This is a genomic window from Oryzomicrobium sp. (genome assembly GCF_036820405.1).
Classification (GTDB): Bacteria; Pseudomonadota; Gammaproteobacteria; order Burkholderiales; family Rhodocyclaceae; genus Oryzomicrobium.
Window position 1 is genome coordinate 1 of sequence record NZ_DAISLS010000004.1, and the last position, 24,965, is coordinate 24,965.

The following is a 24,965-nucleotide window of genomic DNA, read 5'->3' on the forward strand; positions in this document are numbered from 1 at the left end:
AGGTTTCGCCTTTGCCGCCCATGGCCACCGCTTGTGCCGGCAGGTTCAGCTCGCGACGCAGGTAGTCGGCCACGGCCAGGGCCCGGGCTTCGGAGAGGCCCTGGTTGTCCCGGAACAGCCGCCGGGCGTTGGCCGAGAGGCGCTGGTTGTCGGTGTGGCCTACCACCGACAGGCGCAGGCCGGGCTTGCCGGTGTAGCTCTTGGCCAGGGCTGTGAGGCTGGCACGCGCCGCAGGCAGCAGGTCGGCTTTGCCCGATTCGAACAGGGCGCCCACGCCGCTTTCGCTGAGGGTTTCCTGTTGCTGGGCGCGCCGCGCCGGCAGGACGGCGGCGGCCGCGCGCATGGCCCGGGCTTCCGCCAGGGTCACGCCGGAGGGCAGCGGGTAGGCGAAACCTTCCGGTTGCACTTCCCCGGGCGGTGGTACCGGGTGCACTTCCACACGACCGTTGTCGATGCGCTTGCCCTGACGCCGTTCGTCGCCGTCGTCATCGGCCCAACCCGGCGCGACGCTGCTGAGCATCGCCAGGGCGGCCAGGGTGGCGGCCACGGAGCGCTTGGGCGCCAGGCGGGCCAGATTGAACTGGGAGTTCACGGTCTTCACGTTCTTGTGCTGGCGTTTCATTAGCGCTCTCCCTTCGCGTCGCCGTCGAAGGACTCCGTTTCGATCACCAGCGGCGGTGTCGCTCGTTCCTCCTCTTTTTCCTTGGCAGTCAGTTCGGCATAGCCGGCCTTGATACGGCGGCTCAGTGCGGACAGGCGCTTGCTAGCCAACCCGTCGTTGCCGGCGGTCCGGTAGGCGATGCGCAATACGCTGGGGCGTTCGCGCAGCTGGGTCAGCAGGGCCGGCAGGCGCTTCTCCCACTGGGGCGCTAGGGCCGTCTCGCCGGCCACGAAGGCCCGGCCGTCGACTTCCAGCCGCACCACCTTGTGCACCGTCGCGCCGAAATTCAGCTTCACCATCTTGCCGCGCGTCACCCGCACGTCCCGCGGGTTCTCCGTCGTCAGCCGGTATCCCGACGGCAGCGTCCGTTCGTCCAGCTTCATCACGAAGTTGCTGCCACGGTCGGCTTGCGGGATCGCCGCGCAGGCCACGTGGAACCGACCTTCCGCGTCCGTCGTCACCAGCAGGCCCCGCGCCGTCACCACCCGCACGTTCGGAATCCCCGGCTCGCCCTGGTCCTGGTAGCCGTTGGCGTTCTTGTCGTCGAACACCTTCCCGATGATGTCCGAGCAGTCGAACGTCGGATCGGGCACCACCCTCACGGTGGCGCTGCCGACGTTGGAGACGCGGCTCTGCACCAGGTTGTTGAGGGCCCAGGCCTGGTTCACGTACTCGCCTTCGCCCACGCCGGCACCGATCACCAGGATCAGCTTGTAGGTCTTCTTCTCGCCCGGGGCGAAGCTCTGGTTGCGCCAGATCACCAGGCGGCCGGAGATGCTCGGCTCCAGGGGCAGGCCGTTGTAGGTGGCCGAGCCGTTGCGGTACTTGAAGCCGGCGGGCAGCTGATCCTGCACGTCGATGTTGGCCAGGGTCGCCCCCAGAGTGTTGGTGGCGGTGATGGTGTAGGGCACCAGGTCGCCCTTGGTCACGTTGAGCATGGGCGTGGTCTTGCTCACCACGATGGCGCCGCCCAGCACCGGATCCAGGGGCAGGTGGTTGTTCAGCACGTTGGCCGACGTCCCGTTCAGGTTGAAGCTGAAGTAGTACTGGGTGGTGTTGGCGCCGCCCAGCACCGTGCCGACGCAAGCCGCCGGGTTGGCGTTGGGGATGGCCGCCGAAGGCGCCGTGTTGCTGGCCTGGATGAGGGCCGGATCGGGCAGCGGCCCCACCGCCAGGGTGCCCACGCAGGCCGGAATGAGGGTGGACGGGGCCGGCAGGTAGCCCGGCGCGCTGACGCCGAGCACGTAGGTGCCGGCCGGCGCGCCCGCCGTCAGCAGGAACTGGTAGAAGCCATTGGCGCCGGTGACCTGGCTGGCGCTGCCGCTCAGCAGATGGATGGCGGGATTGAACCCGGCCGGGCCGCTGATGGTGACGGTGGCGCCGGCCACCGGCTGGCGGGTCACGGCGTCATAGACGACGCCGCTGGGGTCCAGGGGCAAGCTCTGCTCGACGATGTTGTCGCCGGCCAGCAGCGTCATACCGGTGAGGACGCCGTTCTGCACCGTGGCGCCCGCCGGGTTGCCGCTGTTGGTGCCGCCGTTGGGCTGGGTGCTGTCGCGCACGCCCGGGGCGGGCACGATGCCCTGCTCGTTGGTGACGCTGCGGCCATACACGGTACCGGTGAGCGGATCGCGGAAGCGCACTTCGTAGCCGCTGCCCGGCGCCAGGCCAGCGACGGTGTACTTGCCGTCGGGACCGGTGGTGGTGGTCGCCACCACTACGCCGCCGAGCAGCACCTCGACCCGCCAGCCGGCCATCTTCGGATCGCTGGCACTGGGGATGCGGTCGTGGTTCTGATCCAGCCAGATGGTGCCGCTCAACCGGGCAGTGGTGGCCACCGGCACCGGGTCGGTGGCGGTGTTGTTGCCGTCGAAGCCCGGAGGCTCGCCGCCGCCGGAGATCACCGCGGTGTTGGTCAGGATCTGGCCAGCCAGGCCGTTGGCCACCACCACGTGCAGGGTGATCGGGTTGCCGGTGCCGTTGGCCGGGATGGGCACGGTGCTGGTGCAGGTGACCACGCTGGCGCCGACGCTGCCGAGGCAGGACCAGCCGGTGCCCGTGGCCACCGCGCCGACGGTCATGCCGGCCGGCAGGGTATCGGTGATGGTGACGGTGCCGGAGGTGGCCACCGTGCCGATGTTGCGCGGCGTGATGGTGAAGTAGCCGGTGCCGGAGCCTTCGCCGAAACTGGCCGGGGCGTGGGTCTTGGCGATCGCCAGGTCAGGGGCGGCTCCCGGCACTTCGGCGAAGTTGTTGTTGGCCGACACCGTATTGGCGCCGGTCAGGTTGATGTTGGCGATGGCGCTCGGCAGGGTGGCTACCGGGGTGGCCGTGCCGCCGGTGCTGCCGGCGGTGGTGATGCCGTTGGTGGTACCCGGCGGCTGCACCGGCTGGGTCACGGTATAGGTGCCTTCCGGCAGGCCGGTGAAGCGGTAGCTGCCGTCCGGCGCCGTGGTGGCGCTGCGGGAGACGGCGTTGCCGTTCACGTCGGTGCCGGTCAGGTTCACCGTCTGGCCGCCGATGCCGTGGTCGTTGCCGTCGATCAGGCCGTTGTTGTTGAAATCGAGGAAGATCGAACCGGACAGGGTGCGGCCGTTGCTGATCTCGGCGAAGTTGTTGCCGCCGGCCACCGTGTTGGGCGGCAGGACGATGTTGCTGATCCGGCTCGGCAGCACGGCCGGCGTGGTGGCGGTCCCCGCCGTACCGCCGTTGGGCACGGCGCCGGCGGTGGTGATGCCGTTGGAGGTGCCGGCCGGCTGGTTGGGCTCGCGCACCGAGTAGGTGCCGGGCTGGAGGTTGTCGAAGCGGTAGCTGCCGTCGGCGGCGGTCACGGTGGTGGCAACGACGGTGCCGCCGGCATCGAGCAGTTCCACGGGAACGCCGGCGATGCCGCTGTCGGTGCCATTGAACAGGCCGTCGTTGTTCTGGTCGAGGAACACCAGGCCGGTGATGCTGGAAGGCACCACTTCGGCGAAGTTGTTGTTCACCGAGCCGCTGATCTCGCCGCTGCCGCCGTTGCCATTGAGGACGATGCCGGTGATCTGGCTGGTGGTGGGCGTCGGGTTGGTGGCGCTGCCGGCGGTGCCGGTGCTGCCATTGATGCCGACGATGGTGCCGGCAGTGGTGATGCCGTTGGTGGTACCGGCCGGCTGCACCGGCTGGCACACCGAGTAGGTACCCGCCGCCAGACTGGCGAACAGGTAGTTGCCCAGCACGTCGGTGGTGGCCGTGGCCACCAGGGGGCCGACGCAGGAGCCGCCGCTGTGCAGCTCGACGGTGGTGCCGGCGATGGGGGTGTCGGTGCCGGACTGGAAGGTGCCGTTGGGCACCACGCTGTTGTCCTTGAACACCTTGCCGCCGATATAGCCCAGGGTGTTGAGGCTCAGGGCGGCGTTGGCCGGCTGCTGGTTGTTGCCCACGTCGGTCTGCAGGGCACCGGCGGGAATGTTGTTGTTGTAGGTGCCGGCGGTGCTGCCGGTGGTCACGTCCACACTGATGGAGCAACCGCCCACGGGCACCTGGGCGCCGCTGGCGTAGGTCACGGTGGCGCTGCCGGCCGTGGCGATGACGGTGCCCGGGCAGGTCTTGCCGACGTTGGGGGGCGACGCCACCACCACGTTGTCCGGAGCGGTGGGCAGGGTGTCCACCAGGGGGGCGCTGAGGGTGATGGCCGACGCGTTGTCGTTGCCGATGAAGATGGTCAGGGTGGACTTGCCGTTGGGCGGGATCACCGCCGGCGAGAACTGCTTGCCCACCGTGGGCGGCGTGGATACCAGCAGACGGGCGCTGGTGGCCTCCTCGCTGACCACGCCTTCGGCGGTGCCGACCGCGCCGGAGGGGATGGTGTTGGTATAGGAGCCAGGCACGTTGCTGAGCACGTTCACGCTGACGGTGCACGCCCCGTTGGCGGGAATCGTGGCGCCGCTCAGGCGCAGGCTGGTGCCCGAGGCCGGGGCGATCACCGTGCCGCCGACGCAGGTGGTGGCGGCAGCCGGGGTCTGGGCGATGACCAGGCCATTGGGCAGGGTGTCGGTGAACCCGGCGCCGGTCAGGGGCGCGGCATTGGGGTTGGCCAGGCGCACGGTCAGCACCGCCGTGGCGCCAGGCGCCCGGCTGGCGGTGCCGGTGGTGAAGCCGCCCGGGTTGCCGGCGTCCAGGGTCTTGCCGTCGATGGCCTTGTTGACCACCAGGGCCGCCTTGGCGCGCAGGGTGTCGCTGGTGGGCTGGGAGTTGGTGGCCGGAGAGCCGCCGGACGTGGCGGTGACACCGCCGGCGGGAATGGTGTTGACGTAGTCGCCCTGGGCCGCCACCAGCACGTCGATCTCGACCTGGCAGGAGGCGGACACGCCGCCCGAGGCCGCCCCCAGGCTGGCGCCGGAGACTTGCACCTGGTTGGCCGCAGGCGAGCTGACGTTGGCGCCGACGCAGGTGGTGGTGGCGTTGGGGCCGCTCGGCACGGTCACCCCGGCAGGCAGGGTGTCGGTCACCGCCAGGTCGGCCAGGGGCAGGCTGGTGGGGTTGAAGAAGGTGATGCGCAGGCGCGAGCGCTGCCCCGGCTTGACCACGTTGGGAATGAACTGCTTGTTCACCCCGATGTTGCTCTGGGTGGTCAGGCTGGTGGTGGCCTGGCCGGTGTTGGACAGGCCCTGGTCGGTGACGATGGCGTTGGCCGGGATGTAGTTGGTCACGCCGCCCACCGAGGTGGAGGTGACGCTGACAGTGACCGTGCAGCTGGCGCTGGCGGCCAGGGATACGCCGCTCAGGCCCACCGAGGTGCCGCCGGCCGCCGCCGTGACGGTGCCGCCCGGGCAGGTGGTGGAGGCATTCGGGGTGGCGGCGATGCGCCAGCCGTTGAGCGCGCCGGCAGCGGTGCCATCCACCGTGAAGTAGTCGGTCACGCGCAGGTTGGTGACGGCCTGGGTACCGTTGTTCACGGTGATGGTCAGCTGGCTCGCCTGGCCCGGGAAGGTCAGGGTGCTGGGGTTGGTGGACTTGGCCACCGACAGGGTCACCGGCGGGGCATAGACCAGGGTGCCGCTCACCGGCAGCACGTTGCGCACGCCGCCGTCGGCGGTGATGTTGCCGCCCGGAATGGTGTTGACCCAGTTGGCGGAGCCGGTGGCGACCACGTCGAAGAGGAAGTCGCAGGTGCCGTTGCCGGCCAGGGCCGCGCCGGTCATGGTGGCGCTGTTGGCGCCCGCAGTGGCGGTGATGGCCGGAGAGCCGGCGCAGGTGGAATAGGCGTTGGGCGGATTGGCCAGGACCATGCCGGCGGGCAGGGGGTCGATGGCGCTCACCCCGGTGAGGGCTACGGCGCCGGCGTTGGACAGGCGCACGGTGACGGTGGAACGGCCGCCGGAGGAAACGCTGGCCGGGTTGAAGGTCTTGGCCGCCGTCAGGGACGAGGTATAGACCAGCTGGGCCGTGTTGGTGGAAACGGGGGACAGGCTGCCCGTCGTACCGTTGGCGTAGGTCTGGGTGCCGCCCAAGGTGGCAATATTGTTGTAGGTACCGGCCGGGCCGATCACGTCCACCATCAGGTAGCAGGTGCCGTTGGCGCCGGTGCCGTTGTTGGCCCGGGCAGGCACCGTCGCCCCGTTCATGGCGACCGAGGTGCTGCCGGAACTGGCGGTGAAGGTCGGGCTGCCGCAGGTGCTGGCAACGTTCGACGGTGTGGCGATGCGCAATTGGCCGCCGCTGGCATCCGTCGGCAGGGTGTCGGAAATGGTGACGTTGGTCAGGGGGTTGGCCGACTGGTTCGTCAGGACAATGGCCATCCGGACCACGGACCCCTCGGGCTTGCTCAACTGCGGGTTGGCGGGGGCGCTGCCCGGCATGGCGGAACCCGGCGCGTAGAAGACCTTGTAGGCACTCAGCACGGCGGTGCTGACCGACGGGTTGCTCGGGGTGCTCGCGGTACCGCCGTTGCAGGTGGCGCCGCCGTTGTAGCAGACGTCCCCGGCATTGATGACGTTGGCCAGGGCGGCGCCGTTGGCGGCCCCGGTGTCGGCCATGGCCCAGAAAGTGATGGCGCAGGACCCCGGCGTGTTGACGTCGGTGCGACCAGGCAGGGTGGCCACGGTGAAGGCCGGCGCGCTGGCGCCGGTGGCGCCGCTGACCGACAGGGGGGCGCAGGCCCCGGTGACCGACGGGGTGTAGTCCTTGCCGTTGATGACGCCGGTGAGATAGGTAAGGGAGGCGGGCAGGTGGTCGGTCACCGTCACGTTGGCGACGGGCGAGGTGCCGTAGTTCTCGATGGTCACCGTGTAGCGCACCGGGTTGCCCGGGGAGACGGTGGTCGGGCTGGCGCTCTTGGTCACGCGCAGGTCGTCGGCCACCAGCACGGACGCCGACGCCGCCTGGCTAACCACATTCGGAGTAGTGACCGTGACGGCGTTGGCCGGAATGGTGTTGGTGTACGAAACGGGGGTGCCGATGCTCTGCACCGTGCCGGTATAGGGCACGGTGATGGTGCAGGTGCCGCCGGCGGCGATGGTGCTGTTGGATGTCTGGGTAATGCCGGTGCCGCCGCCGGTAACGGCGTAGGTACCGTTCGTGCCGCCCGGGCAGTTCACCGTGGGCGTACCGGTCACCTTCAGGCCATAGGCGGCGTTGCCGATGCCGTCGATCGGGCTGTCGGAGAACGCGCTGACCGTCAGCGGCGCATTGCCGACGTTGCTCAGGGTAATGGTGAAGGCGTCGGAATTGCCGCTCGACAGGTAGGGATGGTTGAAGCCCTTGGTCACCCGCAGGGGCGAAGTGACGGTGATGTTGGCAGTGGCGTTGGTCAGCGGCACCAGGCCCAGGTCGTTGCCGAACTGGGTGCTGCGGTCGATGGTGTTGGTCAGGGCGCTGGTGCTGTATTGGCCGTTGCTGAAGACGCCGACCACGTCCACCTTCAGGGTGCAGGTGCCGCTGGCCTTGACCGTGCCGCCGCTGGCGCTGACCGAGCTGGCCCCGGCAGTGGGGGCAAAGGCCGCCGGGGTGCCGCCGCCGGTACACGTGGACGAGGCGTTGGGCGGGCTGGCGACCTGGATCGCCGGGTTGCCGGCCAGGGTCGGGAAGACGTCGTCGATGCTGAAGTTGGGAATGTCGACCGGGCTGGTGTTGTTCACCACGATGGTCAGGGTCACGGCCGAGCCGCCGATCACGGCGGAACCGGAGCCGAAGCTCTTGCTGATGGAGGGCGGCGTGACGGCGCGCACGTTCACGCTCTGGTTCACCGTCCCGCCGTTCTGTACCGCCGCCCCGTCGTTACCGGTGACCGAGCCGCTGGCGATCACGTAGTTGTAGGTGGCGGAGTTACCGCTGTTGGAGCCGGCGGTGACCGGGATGGTGATGACGCACACCCCGTCGCTGCCGTTGGCCCGGGCCGGGATCACCCCGCCGGACAGGCTGATGCTCTGGCTGCCGACGACGGCGCTGAAGACGCCGCTGCCGGGGCCGGTGCTGGGGCCGGCCGGATTGGTGCAGGTGTAGGTCGCGGCGCCGGCGACCTTCAGCCCGTTGGGCAGGGCGCCAGGCAGGCTGTTGCTGAAGGCGATGTTGGTGACGGAAGCCGTGTCGTTACTGTTCGACAGGGTGATCTGGAGCTGGGTCGTCTGGCCCGGATAGATGTCCGTGGGCTGCCCGTTCGCCAGGGTGACCGATGCGCCCAGGGCCGCCAGGGCCGGGCCCGACGCCAGGCCGAGCAGGCCGGCGGCAAGGGCGAGCCGCCACTGCCGGACATGGCGGCGGCAGGCGGTTGCGACACGGGATGAAAGGCGCTCGATCGGCTCGGGCATGGTCGTGCTTCCACAAATGACGGTTTCGGGAAGACGGCATGGCCCGGTGCAGTTCCGCTGGAACGGAATGCGCCGCGATATGGCGGTAGGGAAAGGTTGCGGCGGTTATGGCCGCATGCCCGTCGCCAGCGTGGTGATGGGCATTTCGCGAGACTCCCTGGGCGCCGGCTCTTGGTGGCCATGGCTACGGCGCTATCAGCCGCAGCATGCGTCTTACTCGGCCCGCATGTTAGGGAGACGTCGGCAAAGACTCACGCACAGACAATTGTCATACCTGCCTGAAAACTGACAATTCCTCACACTCGCCAGAAACATTGCCCAGCAAGGCTTTCAAGCGAACCGTCCCGGCGCCGGGCACAAAAAAACCCGCCTGTCGGACGGGTTGGAGAATGAGGCTTGGAGAGAGGGCCCGACACGGACGGTCGGTTGCACAGGGCGGCGCCGGTCGCGGCGGAAGGATCAATCCCGTTCGACACCCCGTTCGGAACGGGGAATGAACAGATAGCCGGTGCCCCGCACCGCCCTCAGGGGCAAGGCCATGCCCGCACCGGTGGCCTTGCGCCTCAGGCGGCTGACCAGGGTGTCGAGGCGGTGGAAATCGTATTCGTAGGGGTCGCCGCCCAGGGCCACCGCCAGGTCTTCCCGGGATACGGCCTCGCCGGCCCGGGCCCACAGGCATTGCAGGAAGCCTCGCTCCTGGGCGGTCAGGGGAATCGAACTGCCCTCGGGGTCGAACAGGGTCCAGCCATCCGGAGACAGGGACCAACTCCGGGGGTTGTCCTGGGCCCTGCCGTCGACGGCGCCTTCCGCGACCCCGGCCAGTCCGTTGAGATGCAGGCGCCGGGCCAGGCTGCCGATGGACGCCACCAGTTCGCGCAGATCGACGGGTTTGACCAGATACATGTCGGCACCGCCCAGGAGCGCGCGCACCCGGTCCTCGGTCTGGCCCCGAGCGGTGAGCATGATGATGCCCATGGAGCCCAGCCCGCGCAGGCGTTCGGCCACGGAAAACCCATCCTCGCCGGGCAGGCCCACATCGAGGATCAAGATGTCGCACGGCGCCGCCAACAGGGCGGCATAAAGCTCCCGCGAACCGGGAAAGTCGCGCACACCGAAGCCTGCCTCCCGCAGGGCCTCGACAATCTCTTCGCGAAAGTCCGCCTCATCCTCGACAACGCAAATTTCCAGCCGTTTGTTAGCGGCTTGCATTATTCATACCCCAGCTTCTATTGTGTTTTCTCCGACTTTTCGCGGACGTTGCGAGAGGAAGCCTTCCTATTCTTCGTGAGATGATGCTCCTTGCCTAAATAGTAGCGGAGCCTTCAGGCGACAAAAATCACAAATTCTCACAGCCGGCTCTCTTTTTCCGCCTTCCCGCATGCCTCCGCACCATCGTTTCCCGCCATTCCGGCGCCATGGCGCACTCGGCCTCTGGCTGATTGCCCTGCTCATCGCCCTGCTTTGCCCAGGAGCAGCACTGGCCGGGTGCGCGTCGGCCGCAGCCACCGGCGACCCTCACACCCCCAGCGACCTGGCGATGCGCTGGGACCCCAAGGGCGACCTGTCCCTGGCCCAGGTGTCCGCCCCCGAACAAGCCGGCCAGTTCCAGCCGGTGGCCCGCCGGATGGATGCCAGCTATACCCGCCAGATCCTGTGGCTGCGCGCCTGCCTGCCCCCTGCCGCCGCAACGGCGGCGGCCTTGCCGCGCTGGCTGCGCGTCGGGCCGTCCCAGCTCGACCTGATCGAGCTGTTCCTGCCCCAGGGCGGCGGTTATGCCGCCTACCGGAGTGGCGATCGGCTACCCTTTTCCCAGCGCCAGTGGGACTACCGCCTGTTCGCCTTCGCCGTACCCGCGGGCACCGATCCGGACCGCCCGATCTACCTGCGCATCGCCACCAGCAGCCTGATGGCCCCCACCCTGGACCTGTGGTCCGAGGCCGAATTCCGCCGCCTGACCAACCTCGATTACGCCTTCTACGGGGTTTATGGCGGCACCATGGTCCTGATGTTCGCGTTCAGCCTGGCCTTCTATATCTGGGTCCGAGAGAAGATCTACCTCGTCTTCGCCATCAACATCCTGGCCGGTTCCTGTCTGCACCTGCTCAACGCCGGTTTCGGCGGCCAGTTCCTCTATCCCGACGATACGGCCCTGAACAACTGGGTAATCGCCCTGGCCCTGGGGCCGGTCAAGGCCATCCACGTCTGGTTCTTTACCTGCATTTTCGCCGTGCGTCAGAACCTGCCGACGATCTACCGTCTGGCACAACTATTGATGCTGATCGATGTCCTGGAGGCCCCCCTCGCCCTGGTCATGGACTGGCGCGACCTGGGCAGCATGACCCGGGTGCTGGGCACGGTGGTGGGCATCTGCGGCATTCCCCTGATCGCCTACCTGGGGTGGAAGGACCGGGAACGGCGCGCCTACGCCCTGGCCTTCGTGCCCTGGGTGGTGGCACTGCTGGCCTTGTCCCTCATGCGCCTGGGCTGGATCAAGTCCAACCTGCTGATCGATTACAGTCAGGAGATCGGCGCCTTCATCCACCTCACCATCCTGCCCATCGTCATCGCCCGCCGTACCTGGCAGGCCGACAAGGCCAAGGAAAGGGCCCAGCGCCAGGCCCTGGACGAGGCCCACCGGGCGGAACGGGAACTGGAGGAGCGGGTAGCCCGGCGTACCGACGAACTCGCCCGGGAAATCCGCATCCGCAACGCTCTCCAGGAACAATTGCAGGAAGCCCTGGAAACCGAACGGGCCGCCCTGGCGGTGCAGCGCCAGTTCGTCACCATGCTCTCCCACGAATTCCGCACGCCGCTGGCGATCATCGACACCACCGCCCAGCGCCTGGGCAGCGTGCTGGCCATCGGCCAGCCGGAACTGGCGCCGCGCACGGGCAAAATCCGCCGGGCCGTGGCACGGCTGCTCAACCTGCTGGAAAACTGCCTGGCCGAGGAACGGCTCGCCACCTCGCACCTGGACCTGCGCCGGGAGGCGGTGGACCTGCGCGACTTCCTTCAGCAAAGCTACGGGGACGCCACCCTGCTGGCCTCCCGGCGCATCCGCCTGGAACTGCCCGCCGCCCCCCTGTGGGTGCAGTGCGATCGGCATCTGTTCGACGTCGCCCTGTCCAACCTGGTGGACAACGCCCTCAAATATTCCCCCGAGGAGCGGCCCATAACCATCCGCCTGGAGCCGGCCTGCGACACCGGCCACATCGCCATCCGGATCAGTGACCAGGGCGACGGCGTCCCGGCCGGGGAGCGGGAACGCATCTTTGACAAGTTCTACCGCTGCGACGGCAACCCACGCATTTCCGGCGCCGGCCTGGGCTTGCACCTGGCCCGGGAACTGATCCACCGCCACGGCGGCACCCTGAAACTGGAACCGCAACAGCCCGGCCAAGGCGCCGCCTTCACCCTGAAGCTGCCCCTGGCCGCCTGAGCGCCATCAACGCCATCCGGCTCCCGGAGCGCCGGAGCGCCCTGCGCGGGTAGCAGCGGTGCGTGGCGATTCCGGTAGCCTGGACAAAGAATTTGGACAAAAGAAAAGGGCCGGTTCCTTGCGGAACCGGCCCTTTTCCGAATTTCTGGCGCGCCCGGCGCGATTCGAACGCACGACCCCTGCCTTCGGAGGGCAGTACTCTATCCAGCTGAGCTACGGGCGCTTGGGAGGCGTGAGAATACCGAAATTCGCCGTACCTGTCCAAATTTTCCGTACAAACCGCGCCAAAACAAAGGGTTCCTACGGTTATAATCTGCGTTTTTCCAATCCCGCGCGTGTAAAAAGGATTCAGCATGGCCGAGCAGAAAGGTTCTTCGTCCAAGATCATGGTGATCACCCTGGTCGCCGCCGTGGCCCTGATGGCCGTGGTGGTTCCCTTTGCCTATGTCGGCAAGCCCATCGGCAAGGCCGCCAACAGCGACGACGTGGATTCCCGCATCGCCCCCGTGGCGCAGCTCGAGCTGGCCAAGGCCGCTCCCGTCGCCACCGGCCCCCGCGACGGCAAGACCATTTTCGAAACCGTCTGCGCCGCCTGTCACGCCACCGGCGCCGCTGGCGCGCCGAAGGCCGGCGACAAGGCCGCCTGGGCGCCGCGCATCGCCCAGGGCATGCCCGCCCTGATCAACAGCGTGACCCACGGCAAGAACGCCATGCCGGCCAAGGGCGGCGCCGACCTGAGCGACGACGAGATCAAGTCCGTGGTGAAGTACATCACCGACCTGGCCAAGTAAGCGCACTGCGACTTACCGCAGCACAAGCAAAACGGGATGCCTAGGCATCCCGTTTTGCTTTGCGGCAGCGCTCGCCGGATTACTTGGCGGCGGGAGCGGCGGCCGGAGCGGGTGCAGCTTCGGTGGCGGGCTTGGCTTCCTTGCCCTCGGCCTTGTGAGCCTTCTTGGCATGGTGGTGCTTGGCTTCGGTCTTCTTCTCGACCTTGGCGCCTTCTTCCTTCTTCATTTCCGGCTTGGCGGCGGCTTCGGCCTTCACCGGAGCGGCCGGGGTGGCGGGAGCGGCAGCCGGGGCCTGGGCGAAGGCGGCGGCGGCGAACAGGGAAGCGACGGTAGCGGCAACGATCTTCAGCATGATGTTTCTCCTCGGGTGACGGGCGGGCCCTCTGGGCGTACCGCCGCGTGGGCCGGGGAGCGGGCTGCTCCCCGGTGGATGTCGTGTCAGTGGGTGGTGCGGTTCGGTGCGGCCGGATTACTTGGCAGCGGGAGCGGCAGCCGGGGCAGCAGCGCCAGCGGCTTCACCGGCGGGCTTGGCTTCCTTGCCTTCGGCCTTGTGGGCCTTCTTGGCGTGGTGCTTGGTTTCGGCCTTCTTCTCGACCTTGGTGCCTTCTTCCTTCTTCACTTCCGGCTTGGCGGCAGCTTCGGCCTTGACGGGCGCAGCCGGGGTGGCGGGAGCGGCGGCCGGGGCCTGGGCAAAAGCGGCGGCGGCGAACAGGGAGGCAACGGTGGCGGCAACGATCTTCAGCATGATGAAACTCCTTGAACGGGTCACTACGAAAAATGCACTGCTTGAGTTCCGGTCCTGGCGGTGCTTGGTGTGTGCACCGCGCCGGGCCTTGAGTGCATTAACGCGGCCGCTGACCGTTCCGATGTCATCAGGCGCGTGACAAGGCGTTTCAAGTTGTAATCGGCGGTCTGGCGCCGCCTTAACCGCCGCTCCCTGGGCCCGTGCCGCCACCGGCGAGCATGGCCTTGAGGTTGCCGAAGCGTTTTTTCACTTCCTGCTTTTCCGGCGGCGCCGACTGCTTGCCGCCGGAGATGCGCAGGTCGTCCTTGCCCATTTCCTCGATGAAGCGCGACGGCTCGCAGGGAATCCATTCCTTGGCCTGCTTGCGTTTCTCGCAGTAGGAAACGTGCAGGCTGCGCTGAGCCCGGGTGATGCCCACGTACATCAGACGGCGTTCTTCTTCCAGCTTGTCCGGGGCGGTGGATTCGCGGTGGGGCAGGATGCCCTCCTCCACCCCCACCAAAAAGACGTGCTTGTACTCCAGCCCCTTGGAGGCGTGCAGGGTGGACAGCTGCACCGCGTCGATCTCGCCGCCGTCGGCGTTCTTCTTTTCCAGCATGTTGATCAGGGCGATGGTCTGGGTCAGCTCCACCAGGGTCTTACCGTCCTCGTCGCCCTTCTTGGTCAGCCAGGCGGCGAATTCCTGGACGTTGGCCCATTTCGATTCGGCGGCGCGGACCTCTTCGTGGTCGAACAGCCAGCGCTCGTAGCCGATGGCGTCGAGCATGTCGGCCAGCACCGGGCCGGCCGGCTCCTTCTTGGCACGCCATTCGAGGCGGTTGATGAACTCGCCGAATTCGAGCAGGGGTTCGAGTTGGCGGGCGCCGACGCGCTGGGCGAAGCCTTCTTCGAACAGGGCGGCGAACAGCGAGATGTGCCGCTCGCCGGCGTAGCGCCCGAGCACTTCCAGGGTCGAGGTGCCGACGCCGCGCTTGGGCGTGGTGACGGCGCGAATGAAGGCCGGGTCGTCGTCGCTGTTGGCCAAGAGGCGCAGGTAGCTGGTGATGTCCTTGATCTCGGCCTTGTCGAAGAAGGACTGGCCGCCGGAGATCAGGTAGGGGATGCGGGCGTCCCGCAGGTACTGCTCGATGGTGCGGGCCTGGTGGTTGCTGCGGTAGAGAATGGCGTAGTCGGCAAAGCGGGTGCGGTTCTCGAACTTGTGCGCCTGCAGGCGCATCACCACCGATTCGCCCTCGTGCTCGTTGTCTTTGCACACGGTGACGGTAATCGGGTCGCCCAGCCCCAGGTCGGACCACAGAGTCTTGTCGAACAGCTTCTCGTTGTTGGCGATAAGGGTGTTGGCGGCTTTGAGGATGCGCACCGTGGAGCGGTAGTTCTGCTCCAGCTTGATCACCTTCAGCCGGGGGAAATCCCGCGGCAGGCCGCGCAGGTTCTCGATGTCGGCGCCGCGCCAGCCGTAGATGGCCTGGTCGTCGTCGCCCACGGCGGTGAACATCGCCCGGGGGCCGGTAAGCAGCTTCAACAGCCGGTACTGGCAAGCGTTGGTGTCCTGGTACTCGTCCACCAGCAGGTAGCGCAGCTTGTTCTGCCAGCGCTCGCAGACGTCCGGGTGTTCTTCGAACAGGCGTACCGGCAGGCCGATCAGGTCGTCGAAATCCATGGCCTGGTAGGCCTTCAGGGTGGCCTCGTAGTCCCGGTAGACCCGGGCGGCCAGGGCCTCGGTCTCGCCCTGGGCGACGCTGGCAGCCCCGTCCGGACTGATCAGGGCGTTCTTCCAGCTGGAAATCTGGCTCTGCACCGCCCGCACCACCTTCTTGTCCACCGACTTGGTCAGCTCGCCGACCAGGCCGAAACAGTCGGTGGAATCCAGGATGGAAAATCCCGGCTTGTAGCCGAGCGCCCGGGATTCCTGGCGCAGCAGGCGCATGCCTAGGGAGTGGAAGGTGGAAATCAGCGGCGACGGGCCGCTGCGGTGTGTGAGCAGGCTGCCCACCCGCTCTTCCATCTCCCGCGCGGCCTTGTTGGTGAAGGTGATGGCGGCGATGGAGCCGGGATGGAAGTCGCACTCCTCGATCAGGTAGGCGATTTTCTGGGTGATCACCCGGGTCTTACCCGAGCCGGCGCCGGCCAGCACCAGCAAGGGGCCGTCCAGGTAGCGGATCGCTTCGCGCTGGGGGGGATTGAGTTCTGCCATGGGGAAAACAGCGCGCCCCGCCAGGAGCGGGGCGCCGATGGATGCACGAGGCGCCATTTTAGCCCACCCCCGCACCGGACCGAGACGCAGGCGGCGGCTGCGAGGCTCGGGCCGGTTTGTGCAATAATCGGGCCATTCTTGCAAAGGATTCCCAATATGGACGAAAACAAAGCCAAAGCCCTGGCCGCCGCACTGGCCCAGATCGAAAAGCAGTTCGGCAAGGGCTCCATCATGAAGATGGGCGAAGGCAACGTCGAAAACGACCTGCAGGTCGTGTCCACCGGCTCCCTGGGCCTGGACATCGCCCTGGGCGTGGGCGGCCTGCCCCGCGGCCGCGTGGTGGAGATCTACGGACCCGAATCCTCCGGCAAGACCACCCTGACCCTGCAGGTGGTCGCCCAGATGCAAAAGCTCGGCGGCACCGCCGCCTTCATCGACGCCGAACACGCCCTGGACCCGGGCTACGCCCAGAAGCTCGGCGTGAACCTGGACGAGCTGCTCATCTCCCAGCCCGACACCGGCGAACAGGCCCTGGAAATCGCCGACATGCTGGTGCGCTCTGGCAGCGTGGACGTGGTGGTGATCGACTCGGTAGCCGCCCTGGTGCCCAAGGCCGAAATCGAAGGCGAGATGGGCGACTCCCTGCCCGGCCTGCACGCCCGCCTGATGAGCCAGGCCCTGCGCAAGCTCACCGCCAACATCAAGAAGACCAACACCCTGGTGATCTTCATCAACCAGATCCGCATGAAGATCGGCGTGATGTTCGGCAGCCCGGAAACCACCACCGGCGGCAACGCGCTCAAGTTCTACGCCTCGGTGCGCCTCGACATCCGCCGCATCGGCGGCATCAAGAAGGGCGACGAGGTGATCGGCAACGAAACCAAGGTCAAGGTGGTGAAGAACAAGGTGTCGCCCCCGTTCCGCGAGGCCATCTTCGACATCCTCTACGGCGAGGGCATCTCCCGGGAAGGCGAGATCATCGACATGGGCGTGGCCCACAAGATCGTCGAGAAGTCTGGCGCCTGGTATGCCTACAACGGCGAGAAGATCGGCCAGGGCAAGGACAACGTGCGCGAGTACCTGCGCCAGCGTCCGGAAACCGCGGCCGAGATCGAGGCCAAAATCCGCGCCGCCGTCGGCGTCGCCTTGCCCACCGGCGTGGCGGCCCCGGCCGAGGCCTAAGGCCGGCCCCGGGAGCGCATGGCGCCGACCGAACGCTCCCTGCGGGAACGGGCCGTCGCCCTACTCGCCCGCCGCGAACATTCCCGGTCCGAACTGGCGCGCAAGCTGGCGCCCCACGCGGAAAGCCGCGAGGAACTGGACCGGCTGCTCGACGAGCTGGCCGCCCGCAAGCTGCTCTCGGACGACCGCTACGCCGAGATGCGCGTGACGGTGCGCGCCGGCCGCTACGGCAACCAGCGGCTGCGCCAGGAGCTGGCGACGGCCGGAGTCGACGACGCCACCATCGCCACCGCCCTGGCCCAGGCCGACGACGAGTCGTCCCGGGCCAAGTCGGTCTGGCAGAAGAAATTCGGCACCCCCGCCGCGGATGCGGCGGAACGGGCCAAACAGATGCGTTTCCTCGCCCAGCGGGGTTTTTCCATGGAGATCATCCGCCGCGTCGTGCGCGGCCTCGATGACGAATGACCGCATGAACGCCGCCACCCTCACCTCCACCGCCCCGGCCCAGCCGGCGCCGGCCAGCCAGAGCCGCCTATCTGCCCACAACCTGCAAAAGCGCTACAAGAAGCGCACCGTGGTCCACGACGTGTCGTTCGACGTGGCCAGCGGCGAGGTGGTCGGCCTGCTCGGCCCCAACGGCGCGGGCAAGACCACCTGTTTCTACATGGTGGTGGGCCTGGTGGCCGCCGACGGCGGCGAGGTCTACCTGGACGAGGCCCGGCTGACCCACCAGCCGATCCACCAGCGTGCCCATCAAGGCCTTTCGTACCTGCCCCAAGAAGCGTCGGTGTTCCGCAAGCTGAACGTGGCCGAGAACATCCAGGCCGTGCTCGAACTGCAGAACCTGCCCGAGGACGAGGTGAAGAACCGCCTCGAATCCCTGCTCGACGAGCTGCACATCGGCCACCTGCGCGGCACCCTGGCGGTGGCCCTGTCCGGCGGCGAGCGGCGCCGGGTCGAGATCGCCCGGGCCCTGGCCACCAATCCACGCTTCGTGCTGCTCGACGAGCCCTTCGCCGGGGTGGACCCGATCGCCGTACTGGAAATCCAGAAGATCATCCGCTTCCTCAAGGCCCGCGGCATCGGCGTGCTGATCACCGACCACAACGTGCGCGAAACCCTGGGTATCTGCGACCGGGCCTACATCATCAACGAGGGCCGCGTGCTGGCCGCCGGTCGCCCGGACGAGATCGTGCACAACGACGACGTGCGCAAGGTTTACCTGGGCGAGCATTTCCGCCTGTGACCGCGACCCGCTCCATGCCCATGCTCCACCGCCCCGCCGCCGCGCCGCCCCATGAGGCAGCAGCCGGTTGCCGCTGCCGATGAAACCCAGCCTCCAGCTCAAGCTCTCGCAGCACCTGGCGCTCACGCCCCAGTTGCAGCAGTCGATCAAGCTGCTGCAGCTGTCGACCCTCGAGCTCAACCAGGAAATCGAGCAATACCTGCTGGAAAACCCCCTGCTGGAGCGGGAGGACGATTTCGAACCCGCCGCCCGCCCCGCCGAGCCGGGCTTTGCCGACGCCTTGAGCAGCGGCGAGCAGGCGGCCGACGGCAACGCCCAGGCGGAACGGGGCGAATCCGGGGAGAACGGCGAGTCCAGTGAATCCGGTGAAGGCAGCGACTACACCGCCGAGGGTGGCGACGCCGGCGTGGACGACGGCTGGTTCGCCGAGGGCAGCTTTCCCAGCGGCAGCCGCGACAACGACGGGGACGACGAGGGCGACGGCCAGGACATCCAGGCCGCCGTCACCAGTCTGAAGGACCACCTAAACTGGCAGTTGGGCCTGACCTCCCTGTCGGACCGGGACCGCAGCCTGGCCAGCTTCATCGTCGAAGCCCTGGACGACGACGGCTACCTGGACCAGTCCCTGGACGAACTGGGCGAAGCCCTGCCCCACGAGCTGGAGGTCGAGCCGGAAGAACTGGAGATCGCCCTCAAGCACGTGCAGAACCTGGACCCCACCGGCGTGGGCGCGCGCAGTCCCCAGGAATGCCTGGCCCTGCAACTGCGCGCCCGCCCCGCCGGCCCGGTGCGCAACCTGGCGCTGACCCTGGCGGAAAAGCACCTGGACCTGCTCGCCAACCGGGACTTCACCCGGCTCAAGCGCCAGCTCGGCTGCGACGACGAGACGCTGAAGGCGGTGCAGGCCATGATCATGGGCCTGGACCCGCGCCCGGGAGCCCGCTACGCGCCCCTGGAAACCCGCTACATCATCCCCGACGTGATCGTGCGCAAGGTGCGCAATCAGTGGGTAGCGAGCATCAACCCAGACGCCTTCCCTCGCCTGCGGGTCAACCGGCTCTACGCCGACCTGCTGCAAAAGCACCGCACCCGCGGCGAGAGCGGCGGCATGTCCGGCCAGTTGCAGGAGGCCCGCTGGCTGATCAAGAACGTGCAGCAGCGCTTTGACACCATCCTGCGCGTCTCCCAGGCCATCGTGGACCGGCAGCGCGCCTTCTTCGACCACGGCGAGGTGGCGATGCGCCCCCTGGTGCTGCGCGAGATCGCCGACATCCTCGACCTGCACGAATCCACCGTGTCCCGGGTGACCACCCAGAAGTACATGGCCTCACCCCGGGGTATCTTCGAACTGAAGTATTTTTTCGGCAGCCACGTGGCCACCGATACCGGCGGAGCCTGTTCGGCCACCGCCATCCGCGCCCTCATCAAGCAGCTGGTGGGCTCGGAAAACGCCAAGAAGCCTCTCTCGGACAACCAGATTGCTGACATCCTCGGCCAGCAGGGCATTGTCGTCGCCCGCCGGACGATAGCAAAATACCGGGAGGGGATGGGCATTCCAGCTGCCAATCTCCGCAAGTCCCTCTAAAGGAGTAGAACCATGAATCTGCAGATCAGTGGGCATCACCTGGAAGTCACTCCGGCGATCCGTGAATACGTGACCGGCAAACTGGACCGCGTCATCCGTCACTTCGACAACGTGATCGACGTAAGCGTGATTCTCTCGGTCGAGAAGCTGAAGCAAAAGGCCGAAGTGACCGTCCACGTGCGCGGCAAGGACATCTTCGTCGAGAGCGAGGATTCCGACCTGTACGCCGCCATCGACAGCCTGATCGACAAGCTGGACCGCCAAGTCATCAAGCACAAGCAAAAAATCCAGGATCACCACCGGGACGAGAAGAACATCCCCGTCGCCGAGTGATCTAACCAACGGATCGGCCGGGCCCCGCGGGGGCCCGCCGACTGTTCCCCTCACGGGCCCCTCGACCCTCGCTGCCCGGGGCGCAGCCCCCGTCAGCGCAACGACCGGAAATCCTGTATCCTCCCGGCCACGTTTCGCCCTTAGTCTCCGAGACCCCGGCCCGATTTCCTCCCGGCCCGCTCCGAATCCCATCGCCACACCGGTGGCACCGTGCATTCAAGGCTGGCCCGTTCAACGTCTCCGTGGATCGTCCGATGGAGCTCATCGCCAAACTCCTTCCTCTCGAAAACGTCGTCCTAGACCTGGAAGCGACCAGCAAGAAGCGGGTCTTCGAACAGGCCGGCATTCTCTTCGAAAACCGCAACGGCATTGCCCGCGCCACGGTCTTCGACAGCTTGTTCGCCCGGGAAAAGCTCGGTTCCACCGGGCTGGGTCAGGGCGTCGCCATTCCCCACGGCCGCATCAAGGGTCTCAAGGAAGCCGTCGGCGCCTTCCTGCGCCTGGCCGCGCCGGTGCCTTTCGACGCTCCCGACGGCAAGCCGGTGAGCCTGGTGTTCGTGCTCCTGGTGCCGGAACAGGCCACCGAGCAGCACCTGCAAATCCTGTCCGAACTGGCCCAGCGCTTCTCCGATCGCGGCTTCCGCGAACAGCTCGCCAGCGGCGGCGACGCCACCATCCTGCGCGACCTCTTCATCCACGGGGCACCCCATGCGCCAGATCAGCATCGCGCAGCTGTTTGAGGACCACCGCGACAAGCTCGACCTGACCTGGGTCGCCGCCAACGGCGCCAAACGTCATCTGGAACTCAAGGAGCGGGGCAACTACGGGGCCGACGTGGTCGGCCACCTCAACCTGATCCACCCCGAGCGCCTCCAGGTGTTCGGCGTGGCCGAGCGGGAATGGTCCCTGCGGGTCGCTCCCCAGCGCCTCAAGCAGCAGGTGGACGACCTGATCGCCGCCCACCCGCCGGCGATCATCATCGCCGACGGCCTGGAAGTCCTGCCCACCATCCAGGAAGCCTGCGAGGCCACCGGCACTCCCCTGTTCGCCACTCCCAAGCCCTGCTCGGCGGTGATCGACCTGCTGCGCATCTACCTGTCGCGCCGCCTGGCCGACACGGTGGCGGTGCACGGCGTGTTCATGGACGTGCTCGGCATGGGTGTGCTGATCACCGGCGACTCCGGCGCCGGCAAGAGCGAACTGGCCCTGGAACTGATCTCCCGGGGCCACGGCCTGGTGGCCGACGACGTGGTGGAGCTGGCGCGCATCGCCCCCACCACCATCGAGGGCCGCTGCCCGGGCATGCTCAAGGATTACCTGGAAGTGCGCGGCCTGGGGCTGCTCAACATCCGCACCATCTTCGGCGAGACCGCCTCGCGGCGGAAGATGAAGCTCAAGCTGATCGTGCACCTGCAAAAGCCGGTGGCCGGGGTGGAAAGCCCGCGCCTGCCGCTGGACGCCCAGACCCAGGACATCCTGGGCGTACCGGTACGCAAGGTCATCATTCCCGTGGCTGCCGGGCGCAACCTGGCGGTGCTGCTTGAGGCGGCGGTGCGCAACACCATCCTGCAGCTGCGCGGCATCGACAGCATGGAAGAATTCATCCAGCGCCAGCAGCGTGAATTGTTGGACGAAGACCTGTAAGCTAGTTCGCCGTCATCATCCCCTCTGGAGGAAGTGCCATGAAGACCCTAGCCGCCGCTGTCGCCCTGACCTTTGCCACCCTCGCCGCCGGCTCCGCCCTGGCCGCCGACGAGAAGAAGCCCACGCCCCAGCAGGAACGGATGAAGTCCTGTAACAAGGAGGCCGGCGACAAGGCCCTGAAAGGCGACGAGCGCAAGAAGTTCATGAGCTCCTGCCTCAAGGGCGAGACCGCCGCCGAGGACAGCAAGGCGACCCCGCAGCAGGAAAAGATGAAGTCCTGCAACAAGGAAGCCGGCGACAAGGCCCTCAAGGGCGACGAGCGCAAGAAGTTCATGAGCTCCTGCCTGAAAGGCTGAGGCGACGGCACCGGGCTGGGCTGCATTGCCGGCCCGCCTCATCAAGCACACAAACAAAAGGCCGATCCCGCGGGATCGGCCTTTTGCCTTGCACGCCCGGAAAACGCCCGGGGCCAGCGAGGGATCAGAGGTGCTCGAAGGTCACCACCTCCACCCCGGGGGCGGTGGTGGAATGGCCGAAGGCCAGCTGGCCAGCGCCGTTCAGGATGATCTCCTCGCGGCGCAGGAACATTTCCGGCCCCCCGGTGCAGACCAGGTAGGTGCCGTTGGTGCTCTGGTCCACCAGCACGAAGCCGCCGGGGCGGCGCTCGATGCGGGCGTGGCTGCGCGACACTTTGCCGTCGGTGACGATCACGTCGTTGCCGTTGCCGCGGCCGATCGACAGAGCCACGGAGCCCTCGTCGAGCAAATAGGCCTTGCCCCGGTAGCGCACGCAGAAACGGCCGCTGCCGGCGGGCGGGACCGGCTCGCCGATGCGGAGCCCCAGGGCGGCACCGGCCGAACCGTTGAGGTTGGCCACGGTGGTGGCGGTCAGGGGCATGGCGGTGGAGGGATCGGTGGTTTCCGGATCGAAGACATAGACCGGCGCCAGGCCGTCGGGCACCCCATCCGCTTCCACCAGATGCTCCTGTTCGTCGGGGGCCAGCATCTCCCGGGTGCCAGCGTCCAGGGCCACCCGGCCGGGCACGCAGAGGTCGGCCAGGCGGGCGGCGCGCTGCGCCACCGCGGCATCGTCCAGGGCGCCGGCGCACAGCCCCAGCTGCAAATCGAGCTTGATGCCCGATACCGGAGGCAGGTCGTCCACCCGCACCAGCATCTCCAGGGTGCCATGCCAGGCGCTCTCGGCGGACGGGAAGCCGGCCACCATCTGGCCGCCGACGCACTGGCCGACGACGCCGCCGGCCCCCAGCACCGAACGCTCTACCCGCTTCAGGCAGCGGTCCACGGCGTGCTGGGCCTCCAGCCGGCCGATCTTGCCGGCCAGGCGGGCCGACCCCACCACGTCGATATGCAGTACCAGCGCCACTGGATTAATCATGGCGTTCCCCCCGGTTTGCCCACATGCGTGCCACCCCCATACAGTGTCGATCCCAGTCGATTCTTAGTTAGTGTGCGAGGCTGCCAGGCGCCGGTTCCTCCCGGAACCGGTCTGGCGGCCAGTGTAGCAAACCGTTTATTGTCCGGCTGCCACGTTGCCGCCCATGTCATCGTGCTACGACCGGGAGCGGAAAATTGCCCAGCGGCGTATCGCTGCCATCCTCCGCGCCGCCGCCGGCCCGGGCCCAGGCCGCGGCGTCCATGGCCGGCATCACCGGCGGCAGCTCGGGGGCGTCGAAGGCCAGGTCGCCGCCGTCGGCATCGGCCGGGTCCATACCCAGGCGCAGGCCCTTGAAGTCGAACAGGGCGTTGTCGGCCAGATGGGACGGCACCACGTTCTGCAGCGCGGTCATCACCGATTCGGTGCGGCCCGGGTACTTGCGGTCCCACTCGGCCATCATTTCGCGGATCTTCTGCCGCTGCAGGTTCTCCTGGGAGCCACACAGGTTGCAGGGGATGATCGGATAGCCCATGCCCCGGGCGAAACGGGCGATGTCGGCCTCGTCGCAGTAGGCGAGGGGGCGGATCACCACGTGGGCGCCGTCGTCGGTCACCAGCTTGGGCGGCATGGCCTTGAGCTTGCCGCCGAAGAACAGGTTGAGGAACAGGGTGTGCACGATGTCGTCCCGGTGGTGGCCCAGGGCGATCTTGTTGGCGCCCAGCTCCTTGGCGGTGCGGTAGATGATGCCGCGGCGCAGGCGCGAGCACAGGGAGCAGGTGGTCTTGCCCTCGGGAATCTTCTCCTTGACCACCGAGTAGGTGTCGGCCTCGACGATGCGGTGTTCGACCCCCAGCTGGGCCAGGTAGGTGGGCAGCACGTCGGCGGGAAAGCCGGGCTGCTTCTGGTCCAGGTTCATGGCGATGATGCGGAACTTGATCGGCGCCCGCTCGCGCAGGGCCAGCAGCACCGACAACAGGGTGTAGGAGTCCTTGCCGCCGGACAGGCACACCATCACGGTGTCGCCGTCCTCGATCATGGCGTAGTCGCCGATGGCCCGGCCCACCTGGCTCTCGAGCTTCTTCTTGAGGCGCAGGAAATTGTTCGAAAATTCCACGATGCTGCTTCTTTCACGGGCGCCAGCGGCACCCGATTTCAGAGGTGGGCGCTGCGCCCACCGTCCACGTTGATGACCTGGCCGGTGACGTAGGTCGCCTCGGCCAACAAGAAGCACACCGCCCGAGCGATGTCGTCCGGGCTGCCCTCGCGCTTCAGGAGGGTGTGATCGACGATGGCCTGACGGGCCGCCGCCGGAAAATCGTCGCCTTCAGGCCACAGGATCGGCCCCGGCGCCACCGCGTTGACCCGCACCGCCGGCCCCAGCTCGACGGCCAGCGCCCGGGTCAGGGTGAGCAGGGCGCCCTTGGCGGCGCAATACAGGGCGTAGCCCGCCAGAGGCCGCTCGGCGTGGATGTCGGTGATGTTGACCACCGCGCCGCGGCTGGCCGCCAGGGCCGGCGCCGCCGCCTGGGTGAGGAACAGGGGCGCCTTGAAGTTGCTGCCCACCAAGTCGTCCCAGGCTGCCTCGGTGATCTCCCCCAGCGGCGTGGGAAAGAAGCTGGAGGCGTTGTTCACCAGTCCGTCGAGGCGGCCGAAACGCTCCAGCACCCCGTCCACCAGGCCGGGCAGGCTGGCGGTGTCGAGCAGGTCGGCTTGCAGGCAGGCCGCCGATCCCGGGCGCAGGGCCTCGAACTCGGCGGCAAGGGCCTGGGCCTCGGCGGCGGCGTGGCGATAGTGCAACGCCACCGTCGCCCCGGCGCCGTGCAGGCGGCGGGCGATCGCCTCCCCCACCCGCCGGGCCGCCCCGGTCACCAGAACCACCTTGCCTGCCAATTCGTGCATCGCTTCCTCGGCTTTGTCCCGTATGTTGCGCTAAGTTTGCGAATTTTAACGGATTGCCCGATGATTC

Annotated in this window: 19 protein-coding genes and 1 tRNA gene; 10 read left to right on the top strand and 10 right to left on the bottom strand. The window is 67.7% G+C overall.

Features of this window, described 5'->3' with window-relative positions; translation table 11 throughout:
• The 3 genes from V7Z98_RS04275 to V7Z98_RS04285 form a co-directional block, all read right to left on the bottom strand.
• On the bottom strand, positions 1 to 622 hold a 622-nt coding region (locus V7Z98_RS04275), incomplete at its 3' end, for an OmpA family protein (RefSeq protein WP_334157116.1).
• Complete coding sequence (locus V7Z98_RS04280; RefSeq protein WP_334157117.1) at positions 622 to 8,445, bottom strand: DUF7933 domain-containing protein; 7,824 nt, start codon at positions 8,443 to 8,445, stop codon at positions 622 to 624. The genes V7Z98_RS04275 and V7Z98_RS04280, both read right to left, overlap by 1 nt.
• Before the next feature lie 459 nt (positions 8,446 to 8,904).
• The gene (locus V7Z98_RS04285) at positions 8,905 to 9,654 is read right to left on the bottom strand and encodes a response regulator transcription factor (RefSeq protein ID WP_334157118.1); all 750 of its coding nucleotides are present in this window, start codon (positions 9,652 to 9,654) and stop codon (positions 8,905 to 8,907) included.
• Positions 9,655 to 9,982: 328 nt separating this feature from the next.
• Between V7Z98_RS04285 and V7Z98_RS04290 the strand changes: the two genes are divergently transcribed.
• Complete coding sequence (locus tag V7Z98_RS04290) at positions 9,983 to 11,884, top strand: sensor histidine kinase (RefSeq protein WP_334157119.1); 1,902 nt, start codon at positions 9,983 to 9,985, stop codon at positions 11,882 to 11,884.
• 146 nt (positions 11,885 to 12,030) lie between these two features.
• Here the strand turns inward: V7Z98_RS04290 and V7Z98_RS04295 are convergent.
• Positions 12,031 to 12,107, bottom strand: a tRNA-Arg gene (locus tag V7Z98_RS04295).
• A 130-nt stretch (positions 12,108 to 12,237) separates the two neighbouring features.
• Between V7Z98_RS04295 and V7Z98_RS04300 the strand changes: the two genes are divergently transcribed.
• On the top strand, positions 12,238 to 12,675 hold the full coding sequence (locus V7Z98_RS04300) for a c-type cytochrome (protein WP_293261261.1): 438 nt from the start codon (positions 12,238 to 12,240) through the stop codon (positions 12,673 to 12,675).
• Between the two features lie 79 nt (positions 12,676 to 12,754).
• Here the strand turns inward: V7Z98_RS04300 and V7Z98_RS04305 are convergent, their stop codons facing one another.
• From V7Z98_RS04305 to V7Z98_RS04315, 3 genes are all read right to left on the bottom strand, one after another.
• Positions 12,755 to 13,027 carry a hypothetical protein gene (locus tag V7Z98_RS04305; protein WP_334157120.1) on the bottom strand — a complete coding sequence of 91 codons (273 nt, stop codon included), beginning with the start codon at positions 13,025 to 13,027 and terminating at the stop codon, positions 12,755 to 12,757.
• 117 nt (positions 13,028 to 13,144) lie between these two features.
• The gene (locus V7Z98_RS04310; protein ID WP_293261255.1) at positions 13,145 to 13,420 is read right to left on the bottom strand and encodes a hypothetical protein; all 276 of its coding nucleotides are present in this window, start codon (positions 13,418 to 13,420) and stop codon (positions 13,145 to 13,147) included.
• Positions 13,421 to 13,598: 178 nt separating this feature from the next.
• Complete coding sequence (locus V7Z98_RS04315; protein WP_334157121.1) at positions 13,599 to 15,614, bottom strand: UvrD-helicase domain-containing protein; 2,016 nt, start codon at positions 15,612 to 15,614, stop codon at positions 13,599 to 13,601.
• A 156-nt stretch (positions 15,615 to 15,770) separates the two neighbouring features.
• On the opposite strand from V7Z98_RS04315, the gene recA reads away from it, so the two are divergent.
• From recA to V7Z98_RS04355, 8 genes are all read left to right on the top strand, one after another.
• Positions 15,771 to 16,796: a recombinase RecA gene (gene recA, locus V7Z98_RS04320; RefSeq protein WP_293261249.1), complete on the top strand. Its 1,026-nt coding sequence runs from the start codon at positions 15,771 to 15,773 to the stop codon at positions 16,794 to 16,796.
• Positions 16,797 to 16,814: 18 nt separating this feature from the next.
• Positions 16,815 to 17,261 (top strand): recombination regulator RecX, encoded by a 447-nt coding sequence (recX, locus tag V7Z98_RS04325; protein ID WP_334157122.1) that lies wholly within the window; start codon positions 16,815 to 16,817, stop codon positions 17,259 to 17,261.
• 4 nt (positions 17,262 to 17,265) lie between these two features.
• Positions 17,266 to 18,042, top strand: a complete 777-nt coding sequence (gene lptB, locus V7Z98_RS04330) for an LPS export ABC transporter ATP-binding protein (RefSeq protein WP_293261243.1) — start codon at positions 17,266 to 17,268, stop codon at positions 18,040 to 18,042.
• A gap of 79 nt (positions 18,043 to 18,121) precedes the next feature.
• Positions 18,122 to 19,627, top strand: coding sequence for an RNA polymerase factor sigma-54 (locus V7Z98_RS04335; protein WP_334157123.1), 1,506 nt, complete (start codon positions 18,122 to 18,124; stop codon positions 19,625 to 19,627).
• 12 nt (positions 19,628 to 19,639) lie between these two features.
• Positions 19,640 to 19,960 carry a ribosome hibernation-promoting factor, HPF/YfiA family gene (hpf, locus tag V7Z98_RS04340; RefSeq protein ID WP_293261238.1) on the top strand — a complete coding sequence of 107 codons (321 nt, stop codon included), beginning with the start codon at positions 19,640 to 19,642 and terminating at the stop codon, positions 19,958 to 19,960.
• A gap of 254 nt (positions 19,961 to 20,214) precedes the next feature.
• On the top strand, positions 20,215 to 20,700 hold the full coding sequence (gene ptsN / locus V7Z98_RS04345) for a PTS IIA-like nitrogen regulatory protein PtsN (protein WP_293261236.1): 486 nt from the start codon (positions 20,215 to 20,217) through the stop codon (positions 20,698 to 20,700).
• Positions 20,669 to 21,604, top strand: a complete 936-nt coding sequence (gene hprK, locus V7Z98_RS04350; RefSeq protein WP_293261233.1) for an HPr(Ser) kinase/phosphatase — start codon at positions 20,669 to 20,671, stop codon at positions 21,602 to 21,604. The genes ptsN and hprK overlap by 32 nt, the downstream gene beginning before the upstream one ends.
• Before the next feature lie 38 nt (positions 21,605 to 21,642).
• Positions 21,643 to 21,960, top strand: coding sequence for a PsiF family protein (locus tag V7Z98_RS04355; RefSeq protein WP_334157124.1), 318 nt, complete (start codon positions 21,643 to 21,645; stop codon positions 21,958 to 21,960).
• Between the two features lie 124 nt (positions 21,961 to 22,084).
• Here V7Z98_RS04355 and V7Z98_RS04360 read toward each other — a convergent pair whose 3' ends face one another.
• The 3 genes from V7Z98_RS04360 to V7Z98_RS04370 all read right to left on the bottom strand — a co-directional run bounded on the left by V7Z98_RS04360 (position 22,085) and on the right by V7Z98_RS04370 (position 24,898).
• Complete coding sequence (locus V7Z98_RS04360) at positions 22,085 to 22,999, bottom strand: FHA domain-containing protein (RefSeq protein WP_334157125.1); 915 nt, start codon at positions 22,997 to 22,999, stop codon at positions 22,085 to 22,087.
• 166 nt (positions 23,000 to 23,165) lie between these two features.
• Positions 23,166 to 24,113, bottom strand: coding sequence for a tRNA 2-thiocytidine(32) synthetase TtcA (gene ttcA / locus V7Z98_RS04365; protein ID WP_334157126.1), 948 nt, complete (start codon positions 24,111 to 24,113; stop codon positions 23,166 to 23,168).
• A gap of 38 nt (positions 24,114 to 24,151) precedes the next feature.
• Positions 24,152 to 24,898 carry a pteridine reductase gene (locus V7Z98_RS04370; protein WP_334157127.1) on the bottom strand — a complete coding sequence of 249 codons (747 nt, stop codon included), beginning with the start codon at positions 24,896 to 24,898 and terminating at the stop codon, positions 24,152 to 24,154.
• Positions 24,899 to 24,965 lie beyond the last annotated feature (67 nt).